This is a genomic window from Streptococcus sp. M334, assembly GCF_000187745.1.
Classification (GTDB): Bacteria; Bacillota; Bacilli; order Lactobacillales; family Streptococcaceae; genus Streptococcus.
In genome coordinates this window covers 57,183-70,111 of record NZ_GL732486.1, presented here as the reverse complement: position 1 = coordinate 70,111, position 12,929 = coordinate 57,183, and the positions used below count along the sequence as shown (strand labels likewise).

Sequence of the window (12,929 nt, the reverse complement as noted above, 5' to 3'; positions counted from 1 at the left end):
GATCTATAATGAAAAGCGACAAAAACATCATTAGAAAGAATCATATGGAACAATTACATTTTATCACAAAACTACTCGATATTAAAGACCCTAATATCCAAATTATAGACATCATCAATAGGGATACCCACAAAGAAATCATCGCTAGACTGGATTATGAGGCCCCTTCTTGTCCTGATTGTGGAAGTCTAATGAAGAAATATGACTTTCAAAAACCATCTAAGCTCCCTTACCTCGAAACAACTGGTATGCCTACTAGAATTCTCCTTAGAAAACGCCGTTTTAACTGCTATCAGTGCTCAAAAATGATGGTCGCTGAGACTTCTATCGTCAAGAAGAATCATCAAATCCCTCGTATCATCAACCAAAAGATTGCTCAGAAGCTGATTGAAAAAACTTCTATGACCGATATTGCTCATCAGCTGGCCATTTCAACTTCAACTGTCATTCGCAAGCTCAATGATTTCCACTTTAAGCATGATTTTTCGCGTCTTCCTGAGATTATGTCCTGGGACGTTGAAACAGTCCGGGAAGTGACTGTTTCAATCGGGAGATGGAGATGAGTTTTATTGCACAAGATTTTGATAATCTCAACATCATCACTGTTCTCGAGGGAAGAACACAAGCTATCATTCGAAATCACTTTCTTCGCTACTATAGAGCCGTTCGTTGTCAGGTGAAAATCATTACTATGGATATGTTTAGCCCTTACTATGACTTGGCTAAACAGCTGCTTCGCTTTAGAATTTCTAGACTCAGACTAAAACAGTCCACTGGACTGTTTTACTCCAACATCTCAGCCGTGCTATGAGTCGTTTGCGTGTCCAAATCATGAATCAGTTTCATCAAAAATCCCATGAATACAAGGCCATCAAACGCTCCTGGAAACTCATTCAACAGGATAGTCGTAAACTGAGTGATAAACGATTTTATCGCCCTACTTTTCGTATGCACTTAACGAATAAAGAGATTCTAGACAAGCTTTTAAGCTATTCAGAAGAGTTGAAACACCACTACAATCTCTATCAACTCTTGCTTTTTCACTTTCAGAACAAGGAACCTGACAAATTCTTCGGACTTATTAAGGACAATCTAAAGCAGGTTCATCCTCTTTTTCAGACTGTCTTTAAAACCTTTCTAAAGGATAAAGAGAAGATTGTCAACGCCTTTCAACTACCCTATTCCAACGCCAAATTAGAAGCAACCAATAATCTTATCAAACTTATCAAACGCAATGCCTTTGGTTTTCGGAACTTTGAAAACTTCAAAAAAAGGATTTTTATCGCTCTGAACATCAAAAAAGAAAGGACGAAATTTGTCCTTTCTAGATATTAGCTTTTCTTCAACCCACTACACTTGACAAAGAGCCAAACTAAAAGGACTTAGTCCTGTGCAATACAGAACTAAATCCTTTCAATAATTATTTTTCCAACTTTTTGGGGTAGTACACAACGTTCTCTCTTAAACTTAAATCGTAACAGAATCTTTATCCTTGAGCATATAGCGTTTTAAACGAGTTAAGCTAGCTAACCAGTACAATAGACCTCCAAAAATTGCAGTGAAGCCACTACCAGTTGTGAGCAGGAACATAGGACTCTGGATGTGCTTTGTTATAGGGTTGTAAACAAATAGTACTGCAACTAACAAAGAAATGATTACACAAGATAATCCTACCATATTAAAGCCATTTGTAAACTCATAGGCGTCATGTCCTTCAACGAAATAGGCTGAACGCAAATCGAGTTTTCGTTTTCTCAAGATAAAGTAGTCGACAACAATCATACCAATAATGGGGCCTTGAATATAGGCAGCCAGCGAGATGAAGGAACCGAAGTACTCTTCTACCCCTCCCCAGATGGTGAGTAGGCTCACGTAAACCATGGCAATCCAAACCATTAGTTTATAGCTTACTTTGGGCATCCCGCTTTTTACAATCATACAGTTCACATAAGATCCTGTACCTTGGGTTCCAATATTGGCAAAGGCTACTAGTAGTAGACTTAAGAGAGCAAAGGCTGGGGTACTTAGAGTTGATAGCATGGTTGTTGGATCACTTTCATAAACACCTGTTTTGACAAACATGGCTAGAGCCATAACTCCACCTGTCGCAGCAAAGAATGGAGCAACAACCCCATATGACAAGGCTGTAGCCCAATAGCCACTGCGTTCTGATTTTGCCAAACGTGGTAAGACAAAGGCTTGTGTAGACCAAGAAAAGGCTACGGCCACATTTCCTTCCCCTGACATCATAAAACGTTCAATCGGTGTCAAATTTTCTTGGATGGCAGGTTGGACATTCATAATATCCCTAATCGGAACCGCAACAAAACAGATTCCAACGATGATTAGCCCAACAAATAACAAGGCAACCACCAGAAAGCGATTAGTACCTTTAATCACATCTGGGCCCCCAAGAGCAATCAGCGTTCCAAGGAGAACACAGAGGGTGCCTAGAATCGGTGCCCATACTCCCTTGTCTAAACCAAGCCCAAAATTATTTGCCAAATGAATCATGGAGCTGGCAAAAAGATTAGCGGTAACGGCGTACCAACCAAAATTCGCCAGACTAATCACGGTTGATAGAATGGCCACCCCTTTTTTACCTAGAACGGCTCTCAACCAAATCCATAAATCAATTCCATATTTAACTGCAAACAAGATTGGGAGACATTCAATAAAGACCCAGATAATGTTAAAACTAAAAATATTAATCAACATTTGATTAAAGGTCAAATATTGAGCCACATAGGCTCCTTGGGTATAACACCAGGTTGCGATGGCAAAACCACTTGTCGATAGGAAGAGATCCCAGAAAGAATACTGACGATCCTTGTTGGTCATAGGAACGATTCCCGTTATCGTCTCCTGTTGAATAAAGTCATTCATCTTGGACATTTTATTGAATATCTCCTGTCATAGCTAAAATAATCAGAATAAGGTTAATTAGAACTAAGCCAATGACTATAATAAAATCACTTTTTAGAAATGGCTGAGCAAACACATAGTTTGGAGATTCCATTTCTTCTAGCCTTCTTTTCGTTTCATTTGCTACTAATTCTTCAATTTCAGATGTCGGTTTCATCTCAATTCTCCTCCAAATACAAATCTAGTGCAATTTGCCCATACTGCTTGGTATAACGATACCAGACATAAAGAAATTCACCTACGGGTTTTCCAACGCTTTCTTGGAACAGGGCCCACAAAAACCAATAATATGAAGTCACTGATACATAGGCAAAATAGTGACGTTTGGTGTTCTTATCTGGCACTTCTTGTAAATAGATTTCAAGTACCTTTTCAGCTTCTTCCACTGTATAATTTGAACATCCAATAAAGGTCCCTAAATCTCCCGCTGGATCTCCCATACCAGAATATTCCCAATCAATCAAGCTCATTTCGCCAGCTTCATTCAACAAGAAATTTGGGCTATAAGAATCTCCATGGCAGAGAACCTTTTTCGCTTGTTCTTCTTGTAAAAGCTTCTCGAGAACTGAGACATTCTGATCCAACTCTTCAAGCCCATCAAATTCAAAACGATTGCTAGCCTTTAATTTTTGTCTAAAATCATCAATTCCCTCAAATTGATCAAAAGAATAATCCGTTTTTTCTCCAGATTGGTGCAAGCGTCTCAAGAGCTCCATTGCTTTTGCTACATCATCCCAATTGTCATAATCCAGTTGCTTGGCATTAGGGATAAATTCTGAAATTTTCCAGCCCTCATCCTTGTTCATGGCAACAAAGGTACGGTCAATCTTTAATTTTGCAGCAATTTCCATGGAAGCCGCTTCACTAGCACGATTGATATAATTCTCCGTTCCTCTACCTGGATGACGGTAAACATATTTCTTCCCTAGGCAGTCAAATGAAAACGAAGTGTTGGTTAAACCGTCTTTTAGGGGTTTAATATTGACAATATCTGAAGCTATACATCCTAATGTCTTACAGATGTTATCAATGATTTCCGAATTAGTATTCAGCAAATAGTGTTCATCAAACTGACGCAACTCATCTAGTGAATCAAACTCCTTAACAATGTCTGCTGAATAATGCCGAGCTTCCAAAGGAAGTTCTTTGACGTGACGACTATAATAATCTTCCCAGAGCTGTTCGCGATACGGCTCATGTTTAAATTCAGTTTCCAAAATATCTACGAATTTTTCACTAAATGCACGATCAAAATAAACGTGCCCCACCATAGCCCAAGTATTCGTCCCACCGATTTGAATATCGATAATCGTGTGATTGGAATCTTCCTTAGAGCAGTATTCGTCTGTGTCCCCTTCTGCAAATATAGTCGAATAATAACCTCTGTAAATGTATCGTTCAAACGGATTTTCTACAAAATAATTATCCGAAGAGCAGATATAAGTGTTGGAAAGTTGATCTCTGACTAGCATGAGAGAAGAACAGTTATTGTATTTGTAGTAATCATTATTCACAACGATTTTAACGCCAAACTTTTCTTCCAGATAGAACATTTTTTCTTGTAGATAACCTACAATAACGGTTATATCTTCTATTCCTGCTTCTTGCAGTTGTCTGATTTGCCTCTCTATCAAGCGTTCCCCCTTGACTTGAAGCAATCCTTTGGGAATTTCATAAGACAAAGGAGCAAAACGACTACTCATTCCAGCAGCCATTATAATAGCATTTTCTACTCGATAGGGTTCTAAAACGTTCTTGCCTAGTTCATTTAAGTGATGTTCCTCATCAATCCACTTCTCTTCTTTAAGTTTTCCAACCAATGCATTGACTGTTCCTAAAGATAAATCTAGCTGTTCAGCCAATTGTCTCTGCGTAAAGTTTTCGTCTTTGTGAATCAACAAAAAACGTAAAAGTTTAAATTGTTTTTCTGATAGCATATCCTTAACCTCTTTCGTTCAATATTTCTATCCATTCGATTATACAATGAACATTTGTTTTTGTCAAGTTAGATTCTATATTAAGAAAATAGGGAACTATAATATTTGCAGTGGGTAAATTCCCTATAGATATTATGAAGCCTATTTGTTGTAGAAAAAGTTCCGTAATATCTAGAATGAAAAATGACCAAACCATCATTAGAAAGAATCGTATGGAACAATTAAATTAACAGGGATACCCACAAGGAAATCATCGCTAAACTGGATAATGATGCTCTATCTCGTCCTAATTGCGCTAACCAAATTAAGAAATATGAGTTTCAAAAATTGTCTAAAATTCCTTACCTTGAAACAATTGGTATCCCCAATAGAACTCCTTCTTAGAAAAGCTGTTTCAAGTGCTATCATTGCTCGAAAATGACCCTCTCCAAAACTTCTCTCATCAATAAAAATTGAGCAAAAGTTGATTGAAAAGACTTCTATGACTGATATTGCACATCAGCTGTCCATTTCAACTTCAACTGTCATTCGAAAACTCAATGACTTTCACTTTAATCATGATTTTTCTCGTCTTCCTGAGATTATGTCTTGGGACGAGTATGCCTTCACTAAGGGAAATATGAGTTTCATTGCGTAAGGTTTTGACAATCTCAATATCATCACTGTTCTTGAAAGTGGAACACAAGCTATCATAAGTAATCATTTTCTGCGCTACGATAGAGCCGTTTGTTGTCAGGTGAAAATCATTACTATGGATATGTTTAGTCCTTACTATGACTTGGCTAAACTGCTTTTTTCCATGTACTAAAATCGTTCTAGATCGTTTTCATATTGTACAACATCTCAGCCGTGCTATGAGTCGTGTCCGTGTTCAAATCATGAACCAATTCGAGCGAAAATCCCATAAATACAAAGCTATGAAACGTTACTGGAAGCTTATACAACAGGATAGTCGTAAACTGAGCGATAAGCGATTTTATCGCCCTACTTTTCGTATGCATCTAACCAACAAAGAGATTCTAGATAAGCTTTTGAGCTATTCAGAAGACTTGAGACACCACTACAATGTCTATCAGCTCTTGCTTTTTCACTTTCAGAATAAGAAGCAAGACAAATTTTTCGGACTTATCGAGGACAATCTAAAGAAAGTTCATCCTCTTCGTCAAACTGTCTTTAAAATCTTTCTAAAGAACAAAGAGAAAATCGTCAATGCCCTTCAATTACCCTATTCCAACGCCAAATTAGAAGCGACCAATAATCTCATCAAGCTTATCAAACGAAATGCATTTGGTTTTCGGAACTTTGAAAACTTCAAAAAACGGATTTTTATCGCTCTCAACAATCGAGTAGGGGATAATCTCTAGCCCCTCTCACACCACCGTACATGCCGTTCGGCATACGGCGGTTCAACTAACTTTTAACGCATGTCGTTCAAGGTAATAATCCAAACACGAAACCAGTCCACGTTTTTCAAGGACTGGTTTTGATATAGCACATTTAAGTACCGACTTCTGAGCTACTAATTGATAGTGGTCCCCCCAGCCAGATACCTTATCTGCTATCCATTTAGGAACCCCTAACTTCAGTAGTCCCCATAATCGTCTCGATTTCTTCTTCCATTGCTTCTAGATAATCACTCGTAGGCGAGTACGCAAGCGCTCATCTATGCTGGTGACTATACTTTTCATATTTCCCAATGAGAAATAGTTTATCCATCCTCGAATAGATAAATTCAGTTGCTCAATACGTCTTGTTAAGTCTATACTCCATTTCCTCTGTGTTAGTTTCTTCAATTTAAGCTTAAATCTCCGAACACTATCTTGATGGGGGTGGCTTTTCCAACCGTCTGATGATTTCCAGAACCCAAAACCTAGATATTTCAACTCTCTTGGTCTAGTAATCTTAGTCTTGGTCATGTTTACTTTCAAACCTAGCCGTTTCTCAATAAAACGACTGACTGAATACATCACACGCTTAGCGGAGGCCTCGCTTCCGACCGTAATCACACAATTATCTGCGTAGCGCACAAATCGAAGCCCTCTCTTTTCTAATTCCTTGTCCAGTTCATTAAGCATGACATTGGATAAGAGAGGAGATAAATTTCCTCCCTGTGGTGTGCCAACTAGCGTTTTATGACGCTGACCGTTAATGATAGCACCTGAATGAAGATACTTACGAATCAAGGATTCCGTATCTCCGTTTTCGATAATATTATCTACTAAGGACATCAATCTATCTTGAGGAACTGTATCGAAAAAATTTCTCTAGGTCTATATCCACTATCCATTCATAGCCGTCATTTAAGTACTCTAAGAGATTCATGATAGCTTTTTCACACGACCTATTTGGTCTGAATCCATAGCTCGTATCTGAGAAATGAGGTTCACAAATAGGGCTAATGACTTGAACAATAGCCTGTTGAATCATTCTATCCATAACTGTTGGAATTCCTAGTTGACGGATGCCTCCGTTTGGTTTAGGAATCTCAACTCTAAGAACTGGTTGAGGCTTATATTTTCTCTGTTTTATCAGTTCCTTAGTCAGGCGCCAGTTGTGTCTGAGATAGTCATCCATCTCTTCGATAGTAATTCCATCAATCCCAGCTGAGCCCTTATTGGATTTTACTTGATTGTAGAATTCCAGCATATTTTCGCGTGATAATATCTTATCTAGCAATTTTGACATGTGCGTATTCCTTTCTTGTTTTGGTGCCTGAGGGACATCTTATATTGGTGAACCTTCACCCAGTCAATATGTGACAGAGTCCAGTTCTATCAGACCGTTCGTTTTACAGACACAAGTGAAGTAGGATTACTTCGATTAGTTGGTCACCCCTTCGCTCCACTTCCATTACAGAAGCTTCCTCACTACTATGGGCTCGGCTGACTTCTCATAATTCGTTGTTACTACGCTTTCAGCGCTCATGAGACCTCACGGGATAAGTCGTACATCTTTCCTCGTTTATACAAGATACGAGGACGTTAAAAGGTTACAGTGAAAATAGGAAATCTGACGCAGAATCTTTAGACTCTAGGAAGATTTATCTTTTTCACACAAACCTTAGTCCGAATTCAATTACTCTCGTGATTTACGCATATAGATTACGACTACCTTTTTGTACTTTAGAGTTTTAAGCCCCCTTATCCACTATATACGCCTTACTATCACGTTCCTGTTCGTAGAGCCACGATTTCGCTATCCCTTCCTCTGACGATTCTTATTTCTAGCGTCAGACTTAAAACGGTCTATCCCCAGACCGTTTTAATCCGCTACCTCACGATAGTCAGGCTTGGGAATCGCTATTGGGTTCAGCAGTAGCGGGTGCCCACGGAGGACTTACACCTCAGATGCACGACATGCCCGTCGTACTTAAAAAAGAAAGGACAAAATGTGTCCTTTCTCGATCTTAGCTTTTCTTAAACCCACTACAGTTTACAAAGAGTTGACATATGTACATAATCTAACTGATAATTTCAACTTCCTTATAACTACACAAGCGATGAAATACTTCGCTTAAACTACTTCGATATTGATTATAGACTACTTTTCGTCTATATAAGATGTGATACTTACAGCGCCACTTTGTGTACGATAAACTATGAGACTTTTGTACCATATTTTTTCACTTTTCGATTTACAGAAACAACTTTATTGTATCGCATTTGAAGTTTTTAGGCTATAACCTTCGACGCGCACCTAACGGAGCGAGAAGGAGCGAGAAGGATCAATAGTCACATAATTAAAACAAAGTACCCTTAGCTTTCTAAAAGAATAGTATAACTCCCTGACTTAGATTTTACATTAATAAAGTGGATGCGGATAATTTGGCAGCCATATTTAAAGGACATACAAGAAAACTAAATAATATTAAATTTCTTATCATTATGTTCTTCATGTATATCACACTTTCCTTTACCATCTCTACAGACCACAATTTGCAATATTTTCTGCTGATGTATAAAAAATTGGTCTTAGTAAACTAGAACTCCTTTTTGTGTCCAAGCTTGTATAAGAATATCAATGTCCTAATCTCCTCAATAGACACTCACAAGATTTGTTCTCTCATAAAACAGAATTACTTCTCCACCTTGCGAAAAGCTTTTATACTATGACTATACCACTCCTGCATTTTTTTTGAAGGAAAAGTCATGTAATCGCCATACATCTGGGTTAAAAAGACATCATAATTTTTAGGAATTGGTAACATTCTTCCCTCAAACTCTGTTAAGATTAACTCTTTGAAAGTATTTATTTGGAAAACACCCTTCATTCCCTCTTTATCAACTCCAACCATTCCCTCATATTTCGGCTGTTCTACAACACTATTCTTAACTAACTTATCTATTTTCTTATAGAAGTATCTCGGATTGACAAATCTGAGAGCGTACCAGCTACATAATCTGAGAAAATCTTTTAATTTGCTGTCACCGTGAACTGCGCGTGATTTTTTGATATAAGCCAGTTGACGAAGAGCCACATACTTATAGCTCTTGTCGACAATGCTCAAATCTGTAAAGCGATCAATTGGGAAGACATCGATAAAGAGACTGGTGTCATGGCGCTTGTACTTAACATGGTCTTCGATAACAGTAGAAGTGTCCAAAATCGATGCGAAATTATGGAAGTACCAAGAAGAAGTGTCGTAGGAGAGAACCTTATAACGTGGATGGTCTTCTTCCTCAATAATCTTCAATAAGCGCTCATAATCTTCACGATAAAGGGAAATATCAATATCATCGTCCCAGGGAATCATACCTTTGTGGCGGATAGCTCCAAGCATGGTTCCATAACTGAGAAAATAAGGAATATCATGTTTCTTACAAGTCTCATTAATATAGTCTAGCAGGGCTAGTTGAATTTCTTTAATTTCTTCTTTTTCTAAATACTGCATCCTAATCCTCCAATTTATAAGCGTGAAATTCATGACTGTAGAAGCGTTTTTCTTCTGGTGGTAGGGTCATATAATCTCCATAAAATTGTGTCAAAATAGTATCAAATTTTTCAGGTGCTGGAAGGCTTAAATTCTCAAATGGGAGATTGATTGTTTTATCAAAGGTACCACTTGGGAAGACTTCCTTTTCCTTAGATTTAGAAGGGATAAAAGCCATATACTGCCCATTATCACGACTATATTTTTGAATTTCTTTCTCGATTTTATTTGCAAAATAACGAGGAGAAACAGGTCGAAGGAGCAACCAAAAGGCTGTTCGTATCCAATCTTTTAAAAGGCTATCTTTATAGACAATATTTTTATGTTTGCTGAAAGACAGAAGTTTGAAGCTTTCCAGCTTATAACAAATATCAATGACCTTAGGATCATCAAAGCGATCCATAGGGAAAATATCGATAAAGACACCAGAATCATAGGTTTTTGTATTTCGAGTATCGATTATTTTAGTCGTACTGTCGGTTATTTTGATAAAGTTGTTAAAGTAGTTTTTGTCTGTTTCTAAGGATAGGAGCTTATACTTGCTTTTCTCCTTTTGGAAAATGGTAATAAATCGTTGGTAGTCTTCTCGAGGCATGGATAAATCAATATCGTCGTCCCAAGGGATAAATCCTTGATGTCGAACCGCACCAATCAGAGTACCGTAGTTAATGATATAGTTGATATTGTGCTTTTTGCAGAGAGTATCAATATAATCCAAAATTTCTAATTCAATTTGTTTGGCATCTTCAATGCTAAGTTGTTTCATTCTAAACTCCTAAGATTTTTTGAATTTATTTTTTAAGGCTAGGACATGGTTTAAAAATTCATAGAAAATGCTATCTTTGGTGAAGACAAGTAGACCAATATAAGAGATGGCTGATAGCAAGACAATCAAACCAGTATTAAGCAAAAATGGCAAATTAATGACCATATCCACAGGATACAAGAAATTAATCAGGAAATAAATTCCTACAAAAGAAAGTGAAAAGAGCGAGTATCGAACAGTATAGCTAAAGATATGTCCCAAGTGAATAAGTTGTTTTCTATGGATGAAAATGATATAGAAAACAAGTAGAGAGGCCTCTGATAGCATGGTCGTCAGTAAGTAGTATTCAGGAGCCACGATATGGTTGAAAAAGAGGAGACTATTCAAGCCCAAATTGAGTAATCCCGCGAAGACTGTATAGACTGTGATACGTTTTTCATAGCCATTTGTAAAGAGAATTTGGGAACCAAGAATGGTATCCAGTGCCAGGATAATCGTCCGAAAAGCGAAGAGAGAGGTTAAGATACCGCCTCCGATATATTTTTCACTACCATAAAGTAGGATGGCATTTGGTCCTAAAACCATGAGTCCAAAACTCAGTGGAATGATAAAGAAGTTAAAGATTCGACTTCCTCTGTTAACAAGTGCGACATAGGCTTCCTTATCGCCTTTTCCTAGATAGTAACTGAGACGAGGCACACTCACTCCAATAGCTCCTGTTACAACCCCAGCTATAACGGTTACAATTCGCTGAGCCATGGTATAGTAACTAACGTTGACATCAATCCCTGTTTTAACGAGGAAGAGTCGATCCAAAAATGTGAAGAGCATATTGGCATTGGCGAAGACCAACATAGCAGTAAGAGGGAGAAAGAGGGGGTTAAAATCACTTATGTGAATCTTAACAAGCTTAATGTCTCTTTTAATCCAAAAATAACTAATCAGATAGTTAATCAGTGTCGATAAACTCATCACAAGTGTATAGACAACAATATCGTGTTCATTTTTGACAAACAGGAAAATAGATACCAGCATCAGGATACGGATGAAGGCAGTCTTGTAAAAGAGAAAACTGTAATTTTCCAGAGCTTCATTGACCCACTCGATTGAAAAAATCTGGGCAATGAGTTGAATCCCCATAACAAGGTAGACTTTTTTGATGATTGGATTATCAGTAAAGAAGAGAGGATAGGCAAGGATATAGACAGCGGTGGTCAAAATCGTACAAGCTATGCACAAATAAAAAAGATTAGAGAAGGTTCTATTCAGATCTTTTTTGTTATCCTTGACATTACTGATAGCTCGCAAACCGTAGTTATAGACTCCACATGTCGCAAAGGGCAAGAAAAATGACAAAATAGTGTCAACTGAGTTGAAGTAACCATAGTCAGTTCGGTCCAAGAGACGCGCGACGTAGGTACCAGTTAAGATGGGAAAAATAATATTCAAGACACGAATTCCCATGTAAGATAGAGCATTTAATTTTATACTTTTCATTCAATTTACCTCGTTTTTCATTATATCATAAAGTTAGTTAAAATAACTCTTTTGTTTTCAACAACTAGTCTTTAATTATTTTAAAAAATTTTTAGGAACTCAAATCCTCAAAAATTTAAGATTAAAAACTAACTTTTTGAGGATTTCAAATAAAATTTATTGAACTTTAACCAAGGACAAATATATCGTTAAAAAAGCAAAAACTCCAATTGGGATTGAAAATACAAAAATTATTAAGTCTTAATTATTTAGTTACAGTACGATAATTATAATAAGATTTAAAGTTTATGATTTATATCTTTCATAGAAGTCTTTTCAATTAACTTTTAAGTAATCTTTGAATTGAGAATCTAACGGATTTGTTGATATTCTTTACTAGAGGACTCTCCGTGACTACCATCTTCTAACAAGACAACAAAATAGACTCCATAATATCGGCTCTATAATATTTGTAGTGGGTAAATCCCCTATAGATATTATGGAGCCTATTTTGTTGTAGAAAAAAAGTCCCATAAGATCTATAATGAAAAGCGACAAAAACATCATTAGAAAGAATCATATGGAACAATTACATTTTATCACAAAACTACTCGATATTAAAGACCCTAATATCCAAATTATAGACATCATCAATAGGGATACCCACAAAGAAATCATCGCTAGACTGGATTATGAGGCCCCTTCTTGTCCTGATTGTGGAAGTCTAATGAAGAAATATGACTTTCAAAAACCATCTAAGCTCCCTTACCTCGAAACAACTGGTATGCCTACTAGAATTCTCCTTAGAAAACGCCGTTTTAACTGCTATCAGTGCTCAAAAATGATGGTCGCTGAGACTTCTATCGTCAAGAAGAATCATCAAATCCCTCGTATC

At 37.2% G+C, this 12,929-nt stretch carries 7 protein-coding genes and 5 pseudogenes; 4 read left to right on the top strand and 8 right to left on the bottom strand.

The window, feature by feature from the left end; all coding sequences use genetic code 11:
• Positions 1-44: 44 nt before the first annotated feature.
• Together HMPREF0851_RS15445 and HMPREF0851_RS16735 are read left to right on the top strand one after the other, a co-directional pair.
• A pseudogene (locus tag HMPREF0851_RS15445) lies at positions 45-1,335 on the top strand (ISL3 family transposase).
• 28 nt (positions 1,336-1,363) lie between these two features.
• Positions 1,364-1,420 (top strand): annotated as a pseudogene (locus HMPREF0851_RS16735) (hypothetical protein); the annotation flags it as partial.
• Positions 1,421-1,467: 47 nt separating this feature from the next.
• Here the strand turns inward: HMPREF0851_RS16735 and HMPREF0851_RS04915 are convergent.
• Genes HMPREF0851_RS04915 through HMPREF0851_RS04905 form a run of 3 tightly spaced genes read right to left on the bottom strand, consistent with a single transcriptional unit; the run spans position 1,468 to position 4,862 of the window.
• Positions 1,468-2,895, bottom strand: coding sequence for a cytosine permease (locus tag HMPREF0851_RS04915; protein WP_000041459.1), 1,428 nt, complete (start codon positions 2,893-2,895; stop codon positions 1,468-1,470).
• Position 2,896: 1 nt separating this feature from the next.
• On the bottom strand, positions 2,897-3,082 hold the full coding sequence (locus tag HMPREF0851_RS04910; protein WP_000805404.1) for a hypothetical protein: 186 nt from the start codon (positions 3,080-3,082) through the stop codon (positions 2,897-2,899).
• A gap of 1 nt (position 3,083) precedes the next feature.
• The gene (locus tag HMPREF0851_RS04905) at positions 3,084-4,862 is read right to left on the bottom strand and encodes a phosphotransferase (RefSeq protein ID WP_000947696.1); all 1,779 of its coding nucleotides are present in this window, start codon (positions 4,860-4,862) and stop codon (positions 3,084-3,086) included.
• A 225-nt stretch (positions 4,863-5,087) separates the two neighbouring features.
• On the opposite strand from HMPREF0851_RS04905, the pseudogene HMPREF0851_RS16240 reads away from it, so the two are divergent.
• Positions 5,088-6,226, top strand: a pseudogene (locus HMPREF0851_RS16240) (ISL3 family transposase); the annotation flags it as partial.
• Positions 6,227-6,268: 42 nt separating this feature from the next.
• Here the strand turns inward: HMPREF0851_RS16240 and ltrA are convergent.
• The 5 genes and pseudogenes from ltrA to tacF form a co-directional block, all read right to left on the bottom strand.
• A pseudogene (ltrA, locus tag HMPREF0851_RS16125) lies at positions 6,269-7,547 on the bottom strand (group II intron reverse transcriptase/maturase).
• Between the two features lie 781 nt (positions 7,548-8,328).
• Positions 8,329-8,478, bottom strand: a pseudogene (locus HMPREF0851_RS15430) (IS200/IS605 family transposase); the annotation flags it as partial.
• Between the two features lie 459 nt (positions 8,479-8,937).
• Positions 8,938-9,753 carry a LicD family protein gene (locus tag HMPREF0851_RS04880; RefSeq protein WP_001199641.1) on the bottom strand — a complete coding sequence of 272 codons (816 nt, stop codon included), beginning with the start codon at positions 9,751-9,753 and terminating at the stop codon, positions 8,938-8,940.
• A 1-nt stretch (position 9,754) separates the two neighbouring features.
• Positions 9,755-10,558 (bottom strand): LicD family protein, encoded by an 804-nt coding sequence (locus HMPREF0851_RS04875; RefSeq protein WP_000811698.1) that lies wholly within the window; start codon positions 10,556-10,558, stop codon positions 9,755-9,757.
• A gap of 9 nt (positions 10,559-10,567) precedes the next feature.
• Positions 10,568-12,055 carry a type IV teichoic acid flippase TacF gene (gene tacF, locus HMPREF0851_RS04870; RefSeq protein WP_000835887.1) on the bottom strand — a complete coding sequence of 496 codons (1,488 nt, stop codon included), beginning with the start codon at positions 12,053-12,055 and terminating at the stop codon, positions 10,568-10,570.
• A 559-nt stretch (positions 12,056-12,614) separates the two neighbouring features.
• On the opposite strand from tacF, the gene HMPREF0851_RS04865 reads away from it, so the two are divergent.
• Positions 12,615-12,929 (top strand): transposase family protein (locus HMPREF0851_RS04865; RefSeq protein WP_029693017.1); only part of this gene is annotated, 315 nt, incomplete at its 3' end.